The organism is Paucibacter sp. B2R-40, from assembly GCF_025717555.1.
In the GTDB taxonomy this organism is placed as follows: domain Bacteria; phylum Pseudomonadota; class Gammaproteobacteria; order Burkholderiales; family Burkholderiaceae_C; genus Paucibacter_A.
In genome coordinates this window covers 156826-176473 of record NZ_JAJIRP010000008.1, presented here as the reverse complement: position 1 = coordinate 176473, position 19648 = coordinate 156826, and the positions used below count along the sequence as shown (strand labels likewise).

General features: G+C 63.6%; 12 protein-coding genes. 9 read left to right on the top strand and 3 right to left on the bottom strand.

The window, feature by feature from the left end:
* Nucleotides 1-49 precede the first annotated feature (49 nt).
* Both tsaE and LNV09_RS17080 read left to right on the top strand, forming a co-directional pair.
* Complete coding sequence (tsaE, locus tag LNV09_RS17085) at nucleotides 50-535, top strand: tRNA (adenosine(37)-N6)-threonylcarbamoyltransferase complex ATPase subunit type 1 TsaE (protein ID WP_263558279.1); 486 nt, start codon at nucleotides 50-52, stop codon at nucleotides 533-535.
* A gap of 26 nt (nucleotides 536-561) precedes the next feature.
* Nucleotides 562-1920 (top strand): N-acetylmuramoyl-L-alanine amidase, encoded by a 1359-nt coding sequence (locus LNV09_RS17080; protein ID WP_263558381.1) that lies wholly within the window; start codon nucleotides 562-564, stop codon nucleotides 1918-1920.
* A 12-nt stretch (nucleotides 1921-1932) separates the two neighbouring features.
* Here LNV09_RS17080 and LNV09_RS17075 read toward each other — a convergent pair whose 3' ends face one another.
* Both LNV09_RS17075 and LNV09_RS17070 read right to left on the bottom strand, forming a co-directional pair.
* Complete coding sequence (locus tag LNV09_RS17075; protein WP_263558278.1) at nucleotides 1933-2577, bottom strand: DedA family protein; 645 nt, start codon at nucleotides 2575-2577, stop codon at nucleotides 1933-1935.
* A 45-nt stretch (nucleotides 2578-2622) separates the two neighbouring features.
* Nucleotides 2623-6876: a response regulator gene (locus LNV09_RS17070; protein ID WP_263558277.1), complete on the bottom strand. Its 4254-nt coding sequence runs from the start codon at nucleotides 6874-6876 to the stop codon at nucleotides 2623-2625.
* A 343-nt stretch (nucleotides 6877-7219) separates the two neighbouring features.
* Between LNV09_RS17070 and mutL the strand changes: the two genes are divergently transcribed.
* The 6 genes from mutL to LNV09_RS17040 are packed head-to-tail and all read left to right on the top strand — an operon-like array spanning nucleotide 7220 to nucleotide 16464.
* The gene (gene mutL / locus LNV09_RS17065; RefSeq protein ID WP_263558276.1) at nucleotides 7220-9178 is read left to right on the top strand and encodes a DNA mismatch repair endonuclease MutL; all 1959 of its coding nucleotides are present in this window, start codon (nucleotides 7220-7222) and stop codon (nucleotides 9176-9178) included.
* 56 nt (nucleotides 9179-9234) lie between these two features.
* Nucleotides 9235-11061, top strand: a complete 1827-nt coding sequence (locus LNV09_RS17060) for a pseudouridine synthase (RefSeq protein ID WP_263558275.1) — start codon at nucleotides 9235-9237, stop codon at nucleotides 11059-11061.
* Between the two features lie 43 nt (nucleotides 11062-11104).
* Nucleotides 11105-12052, top strand: coding sequence for a tRNA (adenosine(37)-N6)-dimethylallyltransferase MiaA (miaA, locus tag LNV09_RS17055; RefSeq protein WP_263558274.1), 948 nt, complete (start codon nucleotides 11105-11107; stop codon nucleotides 12050-12052).
* A complete protein-coding gene (locus LNV09_RS17050; RefSeq protein WP_263558273.1) occupies nucleotides 12039-12749 on the top strand; it encodes an ABC transporter ATP-binding protein in 711 nt (236 codons plus the stop codon). The genes miaA and LNV09_RS17050 overlap by 14 nt, the downstream gene beginning before the upstream one ends.
* Complete coding sequence (locus LNV09_RS17045; RefSeq protein WP_263558272.1) at nucleotides 12746-15346, top strand: FtsX-like permease family protein; 2601 nt, start codon at nucleotides 12746-12748, stop codon at nucleotides 15344-15346. Before LNV09_RS17050 ends, LNV09_RS17045 begins: the two co-directional genes overlap by 4 nt.
* Nucleotides 15346-16464, top strand: a complete 1119-nt coding sequence (locus LNV09_RS17040; RefSeq protein ID WP_263558271.1) for a lipocalin-like domain-containing protein — start codon at nucleotides 15346-15348, stop codon at nucleotides 16462-16464. The genes LNV09_RS17045 and LNV09_RS17040 overlap by 1 nt, the downstream gene beginning before the upstream one ends.
* 8 nt (nucleotides 16465-16472) lie before the next feature.
* On the opposite strand, the gene LNV09_RS17035 is transcribed toward LNV09_RS17040, so the two are convergent.
* Nucleotides 16473-17279, bottom strand: coding sequence for a GGDEF domain-containing protein (locus tag LNV09_RS17035; protein ID WP_263558270.1), 807 nt, complete (start codon nucleotides 17277-17279; stop codon nucleotides 16473-16475).
* Nucleotides 17280-17487: 208 nt separating this feature from the next.
* Between LNV09_RS17035 and LNV09_RS17030 the strand changes: the two genes are divergently transcribed.
* Entirely contained in the window at nucleotides 17488-19635 is a 2148-nt protein-coding gene (locus LNV09_RS17030) for an acetyl-CoA hydrolase/transferase C-terminal domain-containing protein (protein WP_263558269.1), read from the top strand.
* Nucleotides 19636-19648: the final 13 nt, after the last annotated feature.

Genomic DNA, 19648 nt, shown 5'->3' with positions numbered 1-19648 from the left:
TCAACTTCTGTGGAGCTTGCGTCATTTGCGCATTCTAGAAACTCAGGCAATGCTCTGGCCCGATGAGGCCGCTTGTGAGGCTTTTGCCCGCTCATTCGCTGTGGGTTTGGCCGCCTGCGACAGCCCGGTCAATGCCAGCATTGAGTTGCATGGCCAGCTCGGCGCCGGCAAAACCAGCTTGGTGCGCCACCTGCTGCGGGCCCTGGGTGTGCAGGGTCGCATCAAAAGCCCCAGTTACGCGGTGATGGAGAGTTACGACTTGAGCAGCACAGCGCCGAGTGTCGGTGAAGTTAGTCACTTTGATTTCTATCGCTTCAACGACCCGCGCGAATGGGAGGATGCCGGTTTTCGTGACATCTTTGCCGCGCCCGGATTGAAACTCAGTGAATGGCCCGAGAAAGCTGCCGGTGTGCTGCCGCCGGCCGATCTGCAAATTTGGCTTGAGGTGCTGGTCGATGACAGCCGCAGCGTGCGCCTGCTGGCCGGCACGGCTTGGGGCGTGCAGATGCTGAAGTTTTTGAGGTCGGCACCGTGAGCGCCAGGCGTGCCGCGCTGCGGGCCATGGGTGCGCTGGTCGTGGGGCTGCGCTTGCCCGCACCGGCGCTGGCAGCGGGCAGTTTCAGCAGCATCATCGCGGTGCGTGTCTGGCCGGCCAGTGATTACAGCCGTGTCACGCTGGAGTCCGACAAGCCGCTGCAGGCCAAGCATTTTTTGGTCGAGAACCCGGACCGTTTGGTGATCGACATCGAGGGCCTGGAGCTGAACGCCGGCCTGCGCGAATTGCTGGGCAAGGTGCGCGCCGATGATCCGTTCATCGGCGGCGTGCGGGTCGGCCAGAACACACCGCGTGTGGTGCGCTTGGTGTTTGATTTGAAGCAGCCGGTCGCGCCGCAGATCTTCACCCTGGCGCCGGTAGCGGCTTATCAGCATCGCTTGGTGTTTGACCTCTACCCCAAGGAGGCCACCGATCCCTTGCTGGCCTTGATTCGCGAGAAAGAGCAGGCCGAGCAAGCGGCGGCTCAATCGGTACAAGACGCGCTGGGCGAATTGATCGGCCGCATCGACAAGCCTGCCACCACGGCACTGCCCCCGGTGCCGCCGCCACTCGTCGTGCAAACGCCGGTGCCGGCGCCGCCCTTCCCCGGCGCCTCGGCTGCCGGCGCCAAATCCGATCCTCTGCCTGGCTTCAGTCAAGCCCGCCTAGACCGCCTGATCGTGATCGCGATCGACCCCGGCCATGGCGGTGAAGATCCGGGCGCCACCGGGCCGTCGGGCCTGCGCGAAAAGGATGTGGTGCTGGCGGTCGGGCTGAAGCTGCGTGAGCGGCTCAATAGCAACCCGAATATCCGCGTGATGATGACCCGCGACGCCGACTTCTTTGTGCCGCTGCATGAGCGGGTCAACAAGGCGCGGCGGGTGCAGGCGGACTTGTTCGTGTCTTTGCACGCCGACGCCTTCTTCACGCCGCAGGCGCGCGGCGCTTCGGTGTTCGTGCTCAGCGAGGGCGCGGCCAGCAGTCAGGCCGCCAAATGGATGGCCAACAAGGAAAACGCGGCCGATCTGGTCGGCGGCGTGAATGCAGGCGCGGTCAAAGACGCCGGTGTGCTCAAGGCGATGTTGGACATGAGCACCACCGCGCAGATCAAGGACAGCCTCAAGCTAGGGTCTGAGGTGCTGGGCCAGATTGGCCGGGTCGGCAATCTGCACAAGCGCCGAGTCGAGCAGGCCGGCTTTGCCGTGCTGAAGGCGCCGGATGTGCCGTCCATCCTGGTTGAAACGGCCTTTATCTCCAATCCGGAAGAAGAAGCGAAGCTGCGCGACCCGGCCTATCAGACTGAATTGGTCGAGGCACTTGCCACCGGTATTGCGCGTTACTTCGCCAAGAACCCGCCGCTGGCCAGGCACCGGGCATTGACCTGACCAGTGATCAAATTAGGCGGGGCGTTTTTTCTTCTTGCGCATGCCACCGATGATGATGACGATGCCGGGGATGATGATCAGGGCCCAGATGATTTTTTCCAGATTGTTTTTCACCGCCGGCACATTGCCAAAGGCATAGCCGGCCAGCGTCACGCTTCCGATCCAGAGCAAGGCGCCGGTCACGTCATAGAAGGTGAACTTACGCCGCGTCATCTGCGCCACGCCGGCCACAAAAGGTGCGAATGTGCGCGCGAAAGGCATAAAGCGGGCGATGATCAAGGCGACCCCGCCGCGCCGCTCATAAAACTCATGCGCCTTGTTGAAGGCCTCACGGTTGAAAAAGCGCGACTGCTCCCATTGAAACACCTTGGGGCCGAAATATCGCCCTATCGTGTAATTGGTCTGGTTGCCGGCGATGGCCGCCGTGAGCAGCACCGCCATCGCGATGGGCAGACTCAGCAGGCCGGTGCCGCACATCGCGCCGACGACGAACAGCAACGAGTCGCCCGGCAGCAAGGGCATCACGACCAGGCCGGTTTCGACAAAAATTATCAAAAACAGCAGGCCGTAGATCCAGTTGCCATACAAACCCACAAAGGTCGCCAGATGGCGGTCAACGTGGACAATGAAATCGATCAATGTGCTTAGGAGTTCCATGGCGGCGCATTATGCGGTAGCCATTTGACGACTCACCGGCAGACCTCATCCAGGGTGGCGCTGATGCTGCAACTTCAGCAGCAGCGCCACCAATTGGTTGATGTCGAAAGGCTTGCCCATGTGTTCGCTCATGCCCCCGGCCAAGCAAGCGGCGCGGTCACTGTCCAAGGCATTGGCGGTCAAAGCAATGATGGGCAGCGCCGTCAGTCCAAGGTCGGCGCGAATATGGCGGGTGGCCGTGAAGCCGTCCATCACCGGCATTTGCAGGTCCATCAGGACGAGATCAAAAGAGTCGCGGCCCGCCGCCAACTTTTCAAGCGCTTCCTGCCCATCATTGGCGACCTGCACATGCGCGCCCTCGTCTTGCAGCAACTCCAGCGCAATCTGTTGATTGTTGAGGTTATCTTCGACCAGCAGCAGGCGCATGCCGGCCAAGCGCCGCCCGGCCGCAGCCGGCGCGGCAATGGGCGCCGCAGCAACAGCGGCAACAGCAGCGGTCACGGTAGCTGCCGCACTTGCTTGCGCCACCGGCGCGCCCGCCTTCAAGCCGTTCAGTGCCGCCGCCAAGGCCTCCAAGGCGACAGCACCTGCGGCACTTTGGGTGGCGAACTCGGTCAGCCAAGCGGCATCGGGCGCAAGGTTTTGTTTGAGCTGTGCCTCGCCAGCCGCAGCCAGCTTGGCCAGCGCATCGCCGCCCAGCGTGGCCACCAAGCCCTTGAAGCTGTGCACGGCAATGGTGGCCGCCGCATAGTCTTCAGCCTGCAGCCAGGTGAGCAGTTGCTCGGGCAACTGTCGGGCGCTGGCGGCCAGCGAGGCGGCCATGCGCTGGAACAGCCCGACCTTGCCCATCATTCGGTCCATGGCGCTTTGCACATCAAAGCCCTGGGCTGCGGCCAAGGCGCGCAATTCGGCCGGCACGGCCAAGGTCGGAAACACGCGTTCAGCCGTCGGGGCCGGTTGCGCGAGCTGGGTAGACACAATGGGCTTACTTTCCGGGCAAGGCGTGAGCGGCGCGGCGGCGCCAGCCTTGCCCTGGGCCGGCGGCTGCGGCGCAAGCACGCGGCCCGCTTGCTGGGCGCGTCTGGCCGCATCCAGCTGCAAGAGCATGGCCACGAGTTTGTCGACCTCAAAGGGCTTGGCAATGTGCTCGTTCATGCCGGCAGCCAGGCAGTCGCGCCGATCCGAGGCCAAGGCATTGGCCGTCATCGCCACAATCGGCAAATCAAGCAGGCCCAAATCGCTGCGAATGATCAAACAGGCCGTCACGCCGTCCATCACCGGCATCAACATATCCATCAGCACGGCCCGGTAGGCCTGCGGATCGGCGCGCAGCTTGTCCACCGCCTGCTGACCATCGCCGGCCAAATCGACCCGCGCACCGGCAGCTTCCAGCAATTCCTTGGCCAATTGCTGGTTGTTCAAATTGTCATCAACAACCAGCAGCCGCATGCCCGCCAAGGCTTGCTGCTCCGCCGTCACCGGGGGCCGGGTATTTTGCGAGGGCAGGCGCGGTGCCATTTGCGCCATATTCCCCATATTCGCCAGCCTGAGCTCTTGCGCCAGCAATGCACGCCGCAAGGTAGCTGCGGTCAGCGGTTTGAGCAGCACCAGGTCAATACTGGCCTGCTCGCGCTCGCTGTGCTTGGACATCAATTCCTGGTCCAGCGCCGTCACCAAGGCGGCAATCAATAAGGGCTGCTGTTGCGACTGGGCTTCTCGCAATCGCTGCAGGGCGCTCCAGCCAGCTTGCTCGCTGGCCGCCGCACCGCTGCGCCAGTCCAACAAGACCGCGCGGCAGGCGTGGCCGGCCCCCTGCAACTCGGCCAAAATCGTCAAGCCCTGCTCTAAATTTGCCGCCACGATGTGCGCCCACTGCATGCCCACCAGCATCCGCGCCAGCACCGAGCGAGCACCGACGTTCTCTTCGATGACCAAGATGGGCTGACTAGAGCGGGCTTGCTGACCTGCTGGTCCTGGTCCTGGTGCTAGTGCTGGTGCTGGTGCTGGAAATGAATCTTGCGAAGCCGGCGCCAACGGCAGCTTCAAGGTGAAGGAAAAGCAACTGCCCTGCCCCAAGCTGCTTTGCAGTCGCAACTCGCTGCCCATCAACGCAACCAAGCGCTGGCTGATGGCCACGCCCAGGCCGGTGCCGCCAAAGCGGCGAGAAGTGGAAGCTTCGGCCTGCGAAAAGCCGCTGAAGATGCGCGCGTGGTTCTCCGGCGCGATGCCAATGCCGGAATCCTTGACCGCAATATCCAACGTCACCGATTCGCTGTCGCGAGACAGCAGCGTCGCCGCCAGCACGACTTCGCCGGCGGCTGTGAACTTGATTGCATTGCCGCAGAGATTGATCAGCACCTGCTGCAAGCGCATAGCGTCGCCGAGCAATTGATCCGGCAGTTCGCTGTCGATGTCGAACAGCAACTCGACCGGCTTGTCACCCAGATTGGCGGACAAAATCACCGCCAAATCGGCCAGCAATTGCTCCAGGCTGAAGGCCTGCACATCCAGGCTCATCTTGCCGGCCTCGACCTTGGAGAAGTCCAGGATCTCATTCAGCAGCCCCAAGAGCGAACGTGCCGCACCTTCGGTCTTGGCCGCGTAATCGGCCTGCCGGGGTGTCAGCTCGGTGCGCCGCAACAGCGTCAACATGCCCAGAATGGCGTTCATCGGCGTGCGAATCTCGTGGCTCATATTGGCGACGAAATTGCTTTTGTATTGCGAGGCCTCTTGGGCGGCCTCGGTGGCTGCCACCAACTCGGTCACGTCCAGGCGCAGGCCGACGATATGGCCGTCGGCCATGCGGCGCTCCACATTGCGCACACTGCGCCCATCGGCCAGGCGCTGCACCAGGCTGCTATTGCCGGTGCGATGCAGAGCGACACGCTCGGCCACCCATTCCTCAACCCGGCCAATGGCATCCGGGAACTTGCCGCTGTTCGCCCCCACCCGCATCATGGTCTCGAAGCTCACCCCGGGCACGATCAAACCGGGCGCATAGTCAAACAGTTGCACAAAACTCTGATTGCACAGCACCATCTTGTCGTCCGGGTCGAACAGGACAAAAGAGCCATCCAAGGCTTCGATCGAGCCCCTCAGCAACTCGGTACTGCGGGTCAATTCGGCATCGATCCGGCGCCGCACGCTGATGTCTTGCAAGGTGCCGACCATGCGACAAGGCCCATGGTCATCGAATTCGACCTCGCCCACCGCGCGCACCCACGTGGCGCGCCCCTTGAAGGTGGTGAAAGGCAGCTCGAGATCGAACCCGGCACCTGTCGCCATTCCCGCTTGAAGTGCGGCCGCCATCAGCGCGCGTGACTCAGGCGAGAACGGCCGCTGGCTGTCGGCATAGCTGGGTCGGTAACCAGGCTCCACTTCGTGAATCAAACAAGTCTGATCTGACCATTGAACCTCGTGGCGGCGCATATCAAATGCCCAACCGCCCATGCCGCTGATTCTGGCCGTGCGGTCCAGAAAAGCCCGGCTGTCATGCAGCTCGGCTTCGGCCAATTTGCGGCCGGTGATGTCGATCAAGGTGCCGGCCATCCAGCGCGGCCGGCCGTCCTCGCTGCGGCTGAACAGCTTGCCACGCGACTGTGCCCAAATCCAGCTGCCATTTTTGTGGCGCATGCGCCCTTCAAACTCGTAGGCCGGTGTTTCGTCGTCGAAGTGTTTGCCCAGCAAGACGGCAGAGCGCGTGATGTCATCGGAGTGGTTGAAGCTGCTCCATGTTTCGATCGTGGTCGGCCCCAGCTCCTCCAGCGTGTAGCCCACGATGGCGGCCCAGCGCTGGTTGAACTTGGTCTCGCCGGTCTCGACATTCCACTCCCAAGTGCCAGCATGCGTGCCTTCGATGATGTTCCTCAAGGCCAGCCGCTCGCGCCCAAGCTCACGCGCAGCCATTGCGGCCGCCGTCACATCGGTGCGAATGGAAATGTATCGGTGCACCTTGCCGTCTGGCCCGATGACCGGCGAGATCAAGGTATCGACCCAGTACAGAGCGCCGTTTTTGCTGCGGTTGCAGATTTCACCGCGCCAGGCTTTGCCGGCAGATATCTGCTGCCACACCCCGGCCCAAAAACCCGGCGGCTGATGGCCGGAATTGACGATGCGATGGTCTTGACCCAGCAGTTCCTCAAGCCTGTAGCCACTGATGCGGCAAAACAGCTCGTTGGCCGAGATGATGCGGCCGGCCGCATCGGCCACAGAGACGATTGAGTGCAGGTTGATCGCCAGGAGCAGCTCATCCCGCCCTTGCTGGCTTGAATTGAAGTCATTGAAATCGGGGGAATTCATGCAACTGACTCCATGGCGACGCGCGCTCGCAGGCTCAAGCCTGGTTCAATGGACGACAGACTGAGACAGGGCATGATCGATTCAAACTGGCTGATTGATTCACTTCGACCCGATTTGTCATCGCTCGCCTTGCAGAGACTTCCATTTGCTGAACGGCGCAGACCTCAAGTCTGCGCGCATGCTGGCTTGCCTTCATGGTGCGCCAAGCCAGCTGCGCCGAAAGGTGCAACGACGGCCATCCCTGTGCTATCGGCGCGATCCCCTGCAGCTTGAGCGCGGACACCACTTGGCTGACTTTGCGGCACGGAACCAGGGAGCAAGCCTGACCAAGGTAAAATTCGGCATGGATTTGTCCCTCCCCGCCCAGCCTGTGCCCGAAGCCCTGCACACAGCGGCCGCGCCCACCCGGCGCAGCATTCGCGAACTCCCCGATGAACTGATCAGCCAAATCGCCGCCGGCGAGGTGGTGGAGCGGCCTGCGTCTGTCGTGCGCGAGTTGGTTGACAACGCGCTCGACGCCGGCGCCACGCAGATCCAGATCAAGCTGATGGCCGGCGGCGTGCGCGCCATCGTGATCGAGGATGACGGCCTGGGCATCCCGGTGGACGAGCTGCCGCTGGCGCTCAAACGCCATGCCACCAGCAAGATCCGCTCGCTCGATGATCTGGAGTCGGTCGCGACCATGGGCTTTCGCGGCGAAGCTCTGGCCGCCATTTCCTCGGTGGCCGAGATGGCGCTCTTGAGCCGCTGCGAGGGTGCCGCCCACGCGCATCGGCTCGATGCCCGCTCGGGCGAGTTGGCACCCGCAGCGCGTTCGCGCGGCACCAGCATCGAGGTGCGCGAGCTGTTTTTCAGCACCCCGGCGCGGCGAAAATTCTTGAAAACCGACGCGACCGAGTTGGCGCACTGCATGGAGGCGGTGCGCCGCCATGCGCTGGCCCGGCCCGATGTTGGCTTCACCGTCTGGCATGAGGGCAAGCTGGTCGAGCAGTGGCGAATTGCTTCGTCGGAACAGCGCTTGAGCGATGTCTTGGGGGCAGAGTTCATCACCGCCAGCCGCGCAGTTTTCTCGGAGCGCGGCCCGCTGCGCGTCTATGGCCGCGCCGGCCTGCCCGAGGCGGCGCGCAGCCGCGCCGACATGCAATATGTCTACGTCAACGGCCGCTTTGTGCGCGACAAGCTGATTGCGCATGGCATCCGCTCGGCCTATGAAGACGTGTTGCACGGCCACCGCCAGCCCAGCTATGTGCTCTTCATCGAGATTGCACCGGACCGGGTCGACGTCAATGTGCACCCGACCAAGATCGAAGTGCGCTTTCGCGACGGCCGCGAGATCCACCAGCAGGTGCGCTATGCGGTGCAGGATGCGTTAGCGCTGTCTCGTTCAGCGGCGGGTGAAACAGCCGATGCCGGCCAAGCCAGCCCGAGCGAGCAAGCGCAGCAGGCAATTGCCGCGGCGGCCAGCGTGCCCGGTTATCGCCCCTCACCCGGCAATCCGCCGGCCTGGTTTGCGCAAACGTCCTCCGCACAAGCCCAAGAGCCGGCCGCAGGCTACGCCAACCCGCCCTCAGCCAATAGCTGGCGCCCGCCGATTGGTCAGGGCGCGCAGGCTTCGCTGGGGCTGGCCGAAGTGGCCACGCTCTACGGCCAAGCTGAGTTCAAGCCGCAGGCAAGACATGACCCCGCCTCTGCTATGCAGCAAGCCTTGCCCCAGCATGACTGGCCGCTGGGCCGCGCCGTCGCGCAGATCCAGGGCGTCTACGTGCTGGCCGAGAACGCGCAAGGGCTGATCATTGTCGATATGCATGCCGCCCATGAGCGGGTGGTTTACGAGCGCCTCAAGGCCAGCCTGGGCGCTGCGGCGATCGAGTCGCAGCCGCTGCTGATCCCGATCACCTTTGCCGCGACGGCGCAAGAGATTGCGGCCGCCGAGGCGCATGCGGGGACGCTGGAGCGGCTCGGCATGGACGTGGCGCCGCTGTCGGCCAAGGTCTTGGCGGTGCGAGCGCGGCCGGCGGCGCTGGCCGGGGGCGACGTGGTGGAGCTGGTGCGCAGCGTGCTGGCCGAATTGGCGCAGTTCGATGCCAGCCACGCGATCGAGCGCGCCCAACATGAGATTCTGGCCACCATGGCCTGCCACGGCGCGGTGCGCGCCAACCGCCAGCTGACGCTGGAAGAAATGAATGGCCTCTTGCGCGATATGGAACGCACCGAACGTGCCGATCAGTGCAATCATGGCCGGCCGACATGGCGGCAATTGACCATGCGCGAACTCGATGCCTTGTTTTTGCGCGGGCGCTGATGCTCATGCTTGTTGCATGACGTATTCAGCGACTGCTTTTTGTGATGGAGCCCTTTATGGCCACTTTGAAACTGAATAACAAGAAAAAACCTGGCCCAAGTGGTTCCAGTCGACCTGACGGCGAACGTCGCCCTCCGGTGCGCGGCAAGGGCGTCTCGCGCCCACGCCAAAGCCTGGAGCGCGCGCAAGCCGAGCGGCAAGAGCGGCAAGCGCAATATGAGCAGCGCCAAGGCGGCTTCAACAAGGAGCGGCCGGCTTCTGCGGGTCAATTTGCCGGGCAGCGCGACGAGCGTGCGCGGCCTGCAGGCGGACCCCGCCACGGCGGGCCCGATCAGCGCGGCGGCCGCGGCGGCCCTGGCGCGCATCAGGGTGCACATCAAGGTGCGCGTGAAGGTGGCTACCAAGGCGGACATCAAGGCGGCCCGCGTCGAGACGCGGGCCCACGGCGTGACGAAGGCCCGCGTTACGAGGAGCGTCGCCCGCAAGCGGGCTACGGGCGTCCGCATGAATATGACTCACGCGACTCGCGTGATTCGCGCGGCCCACGCGATGAAGGGCCGCGTTATGAAGATCGGCGCCCGGTAGGCTACCAAGGCCAGCGCCCGAACGAGCGTCCCCCGATGAGGGATGCTCGCGAGCAAGCACCTCGTTTCGACGACCGGCGTCCGCAATACGACCGGCCGCGCCAGGATCAACAAGGGTTTAACGAGCAGCGCCCACGTCAGCAATTCCAGGGCGGCGGTGGCAGTGGCGGTGGCTACAACGCGCCGCGCGAGCAAGGCTCTTACCTACAAGATCCACGCGAGCAGCAGCAATACCAGCAGCGTCCGCGCTATGAAGACCGTGGCCAGGGCGGCTATCGTGGGCAAGGCGAACAAGGGGGCCAAGGCGGTTTCAATCAACAGCAGCGCGAAGAGCCGAGTCAAAGCAATTTCACCCGCCAGGATCAGCGCCGCGCCAGTGGCCCCAGGCCCACTTCGCCACGTGGCCCTGCGCAGTCTTCAAAGTATTCGCAGGCGGCCGCCAAGCAGCTGCCTGAGCATCTGCGCGCTGCGGCCGCTCAGCTGAGCCGTCAGCTCGGTGATGACGACGAAGATGAAGATTATGTGGACTCTCGCGACGAAGGCGTGCGACTGTCCAAGCATATGGGTGTGCTGGGCATGGCCTCGCGCCGTGAAGCGGACGAGTGGATCGCGGCCGGCTGGGTGCGGGTCGACGGCAAGATGGCCGTGCTGGGTCAGCGCGTGTTGCCGGGTGTGAAGATCGAGGTCGATCAACTCGCCAACAAAGAGCAGGCCAAGCGCGTCACCATCCTCTTGCACAAGCCGATTGGCTGGGTCTCGGGTCAGGCCGAAGACGGCTATGAGAACGCGTCCACGCTGATCAAGTCCGACACCCATTGGACTGAGGATACCTCCGGCATCAAGTACCACCTCGGCCACAGCCGTGGCTTGGCACCGGCCGGGCGGCTCGACATCGATTCGACCGGCTTGCTGGTGCTGACGCAAGACGGCCGCATCGCCAAGCTCTTGATCGGCGAAGACTCCAAGATCGAGAAGGAATATCTGGTGCGGGTCGAGTACCACGGCCGCGACGGCGTCAAGAGCGCCGACGGCAGCTTCCCTGCCGCCGATATGGCGCTGCTGAACCATGGCCTGGAATTGGACGGCGTTCAGCTGAAGCCGGCCAAGGTCAGCTGGGCCAATGAGGACCAGCTGCGCTTTGTCTTGCGCGAGGGTCGCAAGCGCCAGATTCGCCGCATGTGCGAGCAGGTTGGCCTGAAAGTTGTGGGCCTCAAGCGTGTGCGCATCGGCCGCATCACCCTGGGCAATTTGCCGGTCGGTCAATGGCGATTCTTGACACCTTGGGAGCGATTTGATTGATGGCGCGATCAGGCAGATGGGGAGCAGGATGGGGCCAAATCAAATGAACCTGACCCCATTTAGTGGGCCGATCTGCCTGGCCGGGCCGACGGGCACCGGCAAGACGGCGTTTGCGCTGGAGATCGCGCAGGTCTTGCCGGTGGAGATCATCAGCGTCGATTCGGCCCTGGTCTACCGCGGCATGGACATCGGCACGGCCAAACCCAGCGCGGCCGAGCAGGCGGCGGTGCCGCACCATTTGATCGACCTGATCGACCCGCTGGATGCTTATTCGGCCGGTCAATTCGTCACTGCAGCCAAGCGGATTGCTGCTGAGGTGCTGACGCGCGGGCGCCTGCCCTTGTTGGTCGGCGGCACCATGCTGTATTTCAATGCCTTGCACAGCGGGCTGAGCGCGATGCCGCTGGCCGACGCTGGCTTACGCACCGAGCTGGATGCACGCGCGGCCTTGCTCGGTTGGCCGGCCATGCATGCCGAGCTGGCAAGACTTGACCCCGTCACTGCCGCGCGCCTCGCCCCCAATGATTCGCAACGCATTCAACGCGCGCTCGAGGTCTGCCAACTGGCCGGCCGGCCTATGAGCGAGTTGCACGAACAGCGCAGCGGCGCGGTCGGTTGGCCGATGATTTCGCTCGAACCAGGCAACCGGGCCTGGCTGCATCAACGGCTGGCGCAACGCTTCGACCAGATGCTCAAACTTGGCCTGCTCGACGAGGTGCGGGCCCTGCGCGCGCGCGGCGATCTGCACGCCGAGCTGCCCTCCATGCGCTGCGTCGGCTACCGCCAGGCCTGGGAAGCGCTCGAAACGAATGACTTCAAAGACCTGGCCGAGCGTGGCACCATTGCCACCCGCCAATTGGCCAAGCGCCAGCTGACCTGGTTGCGGGCCAGCCCGCAGCGCCATGTGATCGCCTGCGATGACCCGCAAGCCAAGCTGCATTTGCTGGCTTGCCTGCAACGATTGCTCGCGAGTAATCATGTCGGTACTTGAGGCGCGCGGCCTGGCCAAAAGCTATGGCAGCACGCCGGTCTTCAGTGGCATCGATTTATGCCTGCAGGCCGGTGAATTGGTGGCACTGCTGGGTGAGTCCGGTTCGGGCAAGTCCACGCTCTTGAATTGTCTGGCCGGGCTGGACGAGCCCAGCGCCGGCTCGGTGCGCCTGGCCGGTGCCGATATGGCTGCTTTAAACGAAGGCCAGCGAGCGCTGCTGCGGCGCCAGCATCTGGGCTTCGTGTTCCAAGCCTTTCATGTGTTGCCGCATCTGACGGTGGCGGCCAATGTCGGCCTGCCTTTGCTGCTCTTGAAGCGGCCCGACCCGCAGCGCGTGCAAGAGATGCTGGTCGCGGTGGGCCTGGGCGATCTGGCTGCGCGCATGCCCAGGCAGCTCTCCGGCGGTCAGTTGCAACGCGTGGCGATTGCGCGCGCCTTGGTGCACCGCCCTGCCCTGGTCTTGGCGGATGAACCGACCGGCAATCTCGACGCACGCAATGCGTCCGCCGTTTTGGATTTGCTCTTGGAGCAGGTCCATGCCCAGGGCTCGGCCTGCTTGCTGGTCACGCATTCGGAGCGCGCGGCGGCACGCGCCGATCGCTGCGTGCAGCTGAGCGAGCAAGGCATTGCCGAACATCGAATTGCCGAGCATCCTCGCACCGGGCATCCCTTTACCGACAAACAGGTCCTCGCTTGAGCTGGTCCTGGCTGGCACAGCTGTCCTGGCCCGCCCTGCGCCATCAGGCCGGCCGTCAAATCCTGGCCCTGCTGTCCATCATGCTGGGCGTGGCGCTGGCCTTTGCGGTGCATCTGCTCAATAGCAGCGCGCTGAGTGAGTTTTCCAAGGCGGCGGCCAGTCTGAATGGGCAAGCCGATCTGGTGCTGCGCGGCGCCCAAGGCGCGCTGGCCGAGGGCGTCTACGGTGAGGTCGCCGCGCTGCCCGGCTTGGCGCAGGCGGCGCCGGTGCTGGAGGGCCAGGCACAGGCGGTCGGCGCCGACGGCAAGCGTTTTAACCTGCGCGTGATCGGGCTCGACTTCCTGCAGTCTGGCCCCATCAATCCCGAATTGATGCCCGCCGACTTGAGGTCCATCACCAACCTGCTGGACCCGGCCACCGTCTTCCTCAACCCGGCCGCGATGGCGCGTTTGGATGCCAAGATGGATGGCAAGAGCAAGCGCCTGAGCTTGCGGGCCGCGCAGGGCACAGGCCAGGCTCGCAGCTTTGACTTTGCGATCGGCCCGCCGATTGCTGCCACCGGCTCCCCGCTGGTGGTGCTGGACATCGCCGGCGCTCAAATGTTGCTCGGCCGCTTGGGCGAGCTGGACCGCATCGACCTGCGCCTGGAAACAGGCCAAAGCGCGCAAGCATGGCTGGCAAATAACGCTTTACCGCAGGGCCTCAGCGCTTCCCCGCCGCCCGACGAAGGCTCGCGCCTGAGTGCGATGACGCGGGCCTACCGGGTCAATCTGGGTGTCTTGTCGCTGATGGCCTTGTTCACCGGCAGCTTTTTGGTCTTTGCGGTGATGTCTTTGTCGGTCGCGCAGCGCCTGCCGCAACTGGCACTGCTGGGCGTGCTGGGCATGAGCGCCAAGGAGCGCGCCGCGCTGATACTGAGCGAAGGCCTGGCCCTGGGTCTGCTGGGCAGCGCGGCCGGTTTGCTGCTGGGCTATGCCTTGGCCAGCGTCGGCCAGCAGGTCTTGGGCGCGGACCTTGGATTTGCCGTCGGCAAATCGGCGGGCAAAGGTTTTGGTCTGGCGCTGAGCGCCGCCCAGCTGAGCGCGGCGGCCATCTTCAGCGCGCTGGGTGTGCTGATCAGCCTGCTGGCCAGCGCCCTGCCCGCCTGGAGTGTGCGGCGCATGCCGGTGGCCTTGGTCTTGCGCGGCCTGGGCAATGAGCTGGAGCCGGAGGCTCCGCGCTGGCTGGCGCCCGCCCTGCTCTTGATCGGCCTGGCCTTGGCTTTTGTGCCGCCGCTGCCTGCGTGGCCCGATGTGCCGCTTGCGGCATATGCGGCGATGTTTTTTTTGCTGCTGGGCGGCATCGCCTGCGTGCCGGACTTGCTGCGTTTGGCGCTTGGGCTGTTGGCTTGCCTGCCGCGCGCGATGCGTGGCTCGGCGATCATTTCGCTGGTGCGCGAGCGTGCACGCGACCAGGCCGGTGAAGCCAGCCGGGCCTTGGCCGGCGTCTTGGTGGCGCTGAGCCTGTCGGTGGCAATGCTGGTGATGGTGGGCAGTTTCCGAGACTCATTGAATCACTGGTTGGCGCAGATGCTGCCGGCCGACCTGTATGTACGCTCGAGCCTGCGCCTGCAAGCATGGCAAGGAGCGCCTTTGCCGCCCGGCTTTGCCGACGCGGTGCGCGCCAGCGGCTTGGCCGACAAGGTCACGGGCCAGCGCAGCAGCAGCGTTTGGATAGACGGCCAGGCCGAAGCGATCGACTTGATGGCGCGCGAGCTTGAAGAGAATCAGCTGCCTCTTGCTGAACCACTGGCTGAACCACTGGCTGGACCACTGGCCGAGCCCATTGCTTCATCGCAACAGGCCCTGCCCGTCTACATCAACGAGCATCTGCGCGACCAGCTGCAGCTGCGCCCCGGCCAGGCCTTGAGCCTGCGCTTGAAACCCGGCGGCGCGCCGCTGGCCGTATATGTACGCGGCATCTGGCGTGACTACGCGCGCCAGAGCGGCGCGCTGATGTTGCCCTTGAGCGACTACCGGCGCTGGAGCGGCGATACACAGCTGACCGAGCTCTATATCTGGCTCAAGCCAGGCGCCACTTCGGCGCAGGCCACCCAGACGCTCAAGGCCTTGCAGTCAGGCTCGACGGACGACTTGGAGTTCGCCGCAGTCGGTGAGTTGAAGCAGATGTCGCTGACGATTTTTGATCGCAGCTTTGCGGTCACCCATTGGTTGCAAGCGGTGGCTCTTGGTATCGGCCTGTTCGGCATCGCCGCCAGCCAATCGGCGCAAGTCTTGGCGCGTCGGCGCGAGTTCGGCCTGCTCTTGCATCTGGGCCTGAGCCGGGCCGATGTTTTGCGCCTTTTGGCTCTTGAAGCGGCCCTGCTCAGCGGCGTCGGCGCCTTGGCTGGTTTGGGCCTGGGTTTGGCCCTGAGCGCGGTGCTGGTCTGGGTTGTCAACCCGCAGAGTTTTCACTGGAGCATGGACATGAGCCTGCCTTGGCCGCGCTTGTTTTCCTTGCTGGGCGCCGTGTTTGCCGCTGGCTTGGCGGCATCGCTGCTGGCAGCTTGGCGAGCGACCGGCGCCGATGTCGTGCAAGCGGTCAAGGAGGACTGGTGATGATCAAGCAGATTCACCGGCGAGGCTTGTTGCTGAGCGCGGGGCTGGCGGCCCTACCTAGTCTGGCTTGGGCCCAGGGCAATAGCAAAGGCCTGCAATTCCCGCGCGACTTTGGCGCTCATCCGGCGCAAGCGCTGGAATGGTGGTACCTGACCGGCGTGCTGAACGACGTAGCGCAGCGACAGCAAGGCCAACCCCGCTTTGGCTATCAACTGACCTTTTTCCGCCTGCGCGGCCCAGCGCCGCAAGATCATCCAAGTCGTTTTGCCGCCCGACAGTTGTTGCTGGCTCATGCAGCCGTCACCGATCTGAAAGGGGCCCAACTGCATCACGACCAGCGCCTGGCGCGCGCCGGCTTTGGCATCGCCGAGGCCAGCGAGGCGGATTGCAATGTGCATCTGCGCGACTGGTTTTTACGCCGAGAGGCAGCGGGCTACCGGGCCGGCTTTGCAAGCAAGAGCGCAGGCTTCGCGCTCGAGCTGCGCTTGCAAAGCGCCCAAGCGCCGTTGCTACAGGGCCAGCAAGGCTTGTCCCGCAAAGGCCCGGACCCCGCACAGTTCAGCCATTACTACAGCCAGGTGCAGTTGCAGACCGAGGGCCGGCTGCAACTCGCCGGCAAAACCTTCCAGCTCAAAGGCCGCTCCTGGCTCGATCACGAGTGGAGCGACAACTTGCTCGGATCCCGGAGCGCGGCCGAACAAGCGGTCGGTTGGGACTGGGCCGGCATCAATCTGCTGGATGGCGGCGCGCTGACGGTTTTCAGGCTGCGTCGGGCCGACGGCTCGCAGCTCTGGGCCGGCGGCAGCTGGCGCAAGCCCGGTGGCGCCACCCTGGACTTTGCGCCCGCACAGATCAGCATGAGGCCACAGCGCTTATGGCGCAGCCCGGCCAGCGGTGCCAACTACCCGGTCGAATGGCAGATCGACACGCCACTGGGCCGGCTCACACTGCGCAGCTTGCTCGACGCTCAAGAAATCGATGCACGCGCCAGCACCGGCATGCGCTACTGGGAAGGCGCAGCTGAATTACTGAGCGCTGACGGCCAGCGTACCGGCCTGGGCTATCTGGAACTAACAGGCTATGCGGGCGGCATGAAACTGCTGCAATCGCCGGGATAGCATGAAGTTCAAGTCCTGAACTCAGCCGCCCTGCCCGGCATCAAGCCGTCGCCAACGCGCACGCAGTTGCGGCCGTCCTCCTTGGCCTGCTGCAGCGCGTCTTCGGCCGCATTGACGAACTGATCCAGGCAGATGTGATCGGCCTGCAAGGCTGCAACGCCCAAGCTGACACTGACCGGAATGCAGTGCCCATTCCAGCAGAAATCAAGCTGCTCGACCCGCTCGCGAATCCGTTCCGCCACGTCCAGCGCACCCAGCGGATCGGTGTGGGGCAAGAAGAGCCCAAATTCTTCACCGCCAAAACGGGCCAAGACATCGCCCTGACGCAGGGTCTCGCTACTGGCCTCGGCGATTTGCCGCAGCAACATATCACCGCAGCGATGGCCGAAATTTTCATTGATGCGCTTGAAATGATCGAGGTCAATCATCACCATCGCGCAGGTGGTTTCATAGCGCCTTGCCAAGGCCCACTCGCGCTCGATCAAATTGAGAAAAGCGCGCCGATTGACAGTCCCTGTCAACATATCGGTGCTTGAATAGCGTTTCAACTGCAGCGTCGATTGTTCCAACTGCGCCAATACGCGCAGCAAGACCGTCCCGAGCAGGCTTGTCAGCACCAGCGCGCAAGCAGCGGCACATATCGCCGCCGCCAAGCGGTCACCGTAACCGAGTAAGGAAATCAGAAGCTGCGACAGGGCCACCGACAGCAAAATGGCCGCAGTCGCGAGCAGCAGCAAGGCATAGCGCGGCCCCAAGCGTTGAATCGATAAACTTAATTCGGGTAACCACGCCGGAGGCTCCAACTCTTTAAACATGTGCGATTAGTGATGCAAGTGTGCGCACTGCATTTCAACACAGTGCCACAGCGAGGGAAAACCCTCCCCTCGGAAGAGCGAGATGCGCAACTGGCGCCAAGCGCAACAATCTTGTCACAAATCAAATGTACTGGCCCTGAGCTGCAGCAGACTAGCAACAATAGACCGAACAAGCGCGCGGCAATGACCGCGTGGCGTGGAGACAAAAATGAACGCAAGCACCAAGCAGTCCAGCCTGTGGCTGACCGACATCGCCGCCACCGTCGAACAGATCCTGCAGCGCGTGCAGGGCGACATCGTGATGGCCATACCGCTGGGCCTGGGCAAACCCAACCCCTTGGTTAACGCGCTATATCGACGCATCGCAGCCAGCCCGCAGCGCAGGCTCAAGCTGTTTACCGCCTTGTCGCTGGAAAAACCGCAGGGTAAGTCTTCGCTCGAGGCGCATTTTCTGGAGCCATTGGTGGAGCGGGTGTTTGGCGACTACCCGGATCTCGACTACGCGAAAGCCTTGCGGGCCGGGACCCTAGCGCCCAATATCGAGGTCCATGAATTCTTCATGAAGACCGGCGACTATCTCGGCAATGATGGCGCGCAGCAAGGCTTTGTCTGCACCAACTACAGCTTCGCGGTGCGCGACATGATGTCGCATGGCGTCAATGTGATTGCGCAAGCAGTTGCCAGCCGTCTGGACAGCGAGGGCAAGACCGAGTTGTCGCTGTCCTGCAACCCTGACCTCACTTTTGATTTGATCGAGCGCATGCAAGCGCAGGGCCGGCCACTGCTGGCAGTGGCGATGATCAATGCAGAGCTGCCGTTTATGCCCGGCAGTGCGGTGGCTTCCCCCGAGCTTTTTGACTTGGTCTTGGACGGCCCCGGCTGCAAGCACCAGATATTCGCGCCGCCCAACGCCGCCATCACCTGGGCCGATTACGCCATCGGCCTGCATGCCGCCAGCCTGGTGCAAGACGGCGGCACCTTGCAGATCGGCATCGGCTCGCTGGGCGACGCGATCGCCCAGGCCTTGATCGTGCGCGACCAGCAAACCGAGCATTTCGCCAGCATCCTCAATCCGCTTTGTCACGGCGGGCTGCAGGGGCGAGAGCTGGGCAAGTTTGAGCAAGGCCTGTATGGCTGCTCGGAGATGTTCGTCAACGGCTTCATGCGTTTGATCGATGCCGGCCTGATCCGGCGCCGCGTTTTCAACGATCTCGATCTGCAAGAACTCGCCTTGCAAGGCCGGCTGCCTGCCGCGCCAAGCCTGCAGGTTGTGCAAGACTTGTTGCAGCGCGGGCGCATTGACGCCGTGCTGCGTGAGGCTGATGTGGCCTATCTGTGCCAGCACGGCATCTTCAAAGCCGGCGTCAGTTGTCGCGCGGGTCAGCTGCTGCTGGGCGAGCAAGCCATTCGCAACGATTTGCAAGACGAAAGCGCCCTGACCGCCATAGCGCAACATTTGATCGGATCTCGTTGGCGCAGTGCCACCATCATGCATGGCGGCTTCTTCCTGGGGCCGCGCGACTTTTATCAGCGTCTGCGCGATCTGCCCGAGGAACAGCTGGCACTGATAGACATGACCCGCATCGGTTTCATCAACGAACTCTACGGCGATGCCCAGGGCAGCGAGGCGCTCAAGCGGGCGCAGCGCGTCAAAGCCAGGTTGATGAACACGACGATGAAGGTGACGCTGCTCGGTGCGGCCTCCTCCGATGGCCTGGAATCTGGCCAGATGGTGTCCGGCGTCGGTGGTCAGTACAACTTCGTCGCGATGGGCCATGCCTTGCCCGATGCGCGCGGCGTGTTGATGCTGCGTTCAACCCACGACAACGCAGACGGCTTGGCCAGCAATATCGTCTGGAGCTATGCCAACTGCACCATACCGCGCCATTTGCGCGACATCGTGATCACCGAATATGGCGTCGCCGACCTGCGCGGCTGTACCGACGCCGAATGCGTGAAACGCCTGCTGTCGATTGCCGACTCAAGATTCCAATCGGCCTTGCTGCATGAGGCGATTGCCCATGGCAAGCTCGAAGCAGACTACGAAATCCCGGCCTGGGCGCAGCACAACAGCCCCGAGATGCTGCGCGAACATTTGCGCCCCTGGCGCAATAACGGTGTGCTGCCCGACTTCCCCTTCGGCACCGATTTGACCGAGGACGAGTTGATCATTGTGCGAGCGCTTAAAAAGCTCAAGCATGCCGGCCGCCATCCGCTTGAACTGGTCGGCATGATTGTGCAGAGCCTGCGCTCGGACAAGCCGGTGCCGCCGGCCTATCTAGAGCGCCTGGGCTTGGCCGATGCCAAGAGTTTCAAAGATCTGTTTGTACGACGCCTGTTCGCCAGCAACCTCTAAGTGACCAAGCTAT

Coding starts and splice junctions, on each gene's coding strand:
- tsaE (WP_263558279.1), top strand. CDS start 50: ATGCTCTGGCCCGATGAGGCCGCTTGTGAGGCTTTTGCCCGCTCATTC.
- LNV09_RS17080 (WP_263558381.1), top strand. CDS start 562: ATGGGTGCGCTGGTCGTGGGGCTGCGCTTGCCCGCACCGGCGCTGGCA.
- LNV09_RS17075 (WP_263558278.1), bottom strand. CDS start 2,577: ATGGAACTCCTAAGCACATTGATCGATTTCATTGTCCACGTTGACCGC.
- LNV09_RS17070 (WP_263558277.1), bottom strand. CDS start 6,876: ATGAATTCCCCCGATTTCAATGACTTCAATTCAAGCCAGCAAGGGCGG.
- mutL (WP_263558276.1), top strand. CDS start 7,220: ATGGATTTGTCCCTCCCCGCCCAGCCTGTGCCCGAAGCCCTGCACACA.
- LNV09_RS17060 (WP_263558275.1), top strand. CDS start 9,235: ATGGCCACTTTGAAACTGAATAACAAGAAAAAACCTGGCCCAAGTGGT.
- miaA (WP_263558274.1), top strand. CDS start 11,105: ATGAACCTGACCCCATTTAGTGGGCCGATCTGCCTGGCCGGGCCGACG.
- LNV09_RS17050 (WP_263558273.1), top strand. CDS start 12,039: ATGTCGGTACTTGAGGCGCGCGGCCTGGCCAAAAGCTATGGCAGCACG.
- LNV09_RS17040 (WP_263558271.1), top strand. CDS start 15,346: ATGATCAAGCAGATTCACCGGCGAGGCTTGTTGCTGAGCGCGGGGCTG.
- LNV09_RS17035 (WP_263558270.1), bottom strand. CDS start 17,279: ATGTTTAAAGAGTTGGAGCCTCCGGCGTGGTTACCCGAATTAAGTTTA.
- LNV09_RS17030 (WP_263558269.1), top strand. CDS start 17,488: ATGAACGCAAGCACCAAGCAGTCCAGCCTGTGGCTGACCGACATCGCC.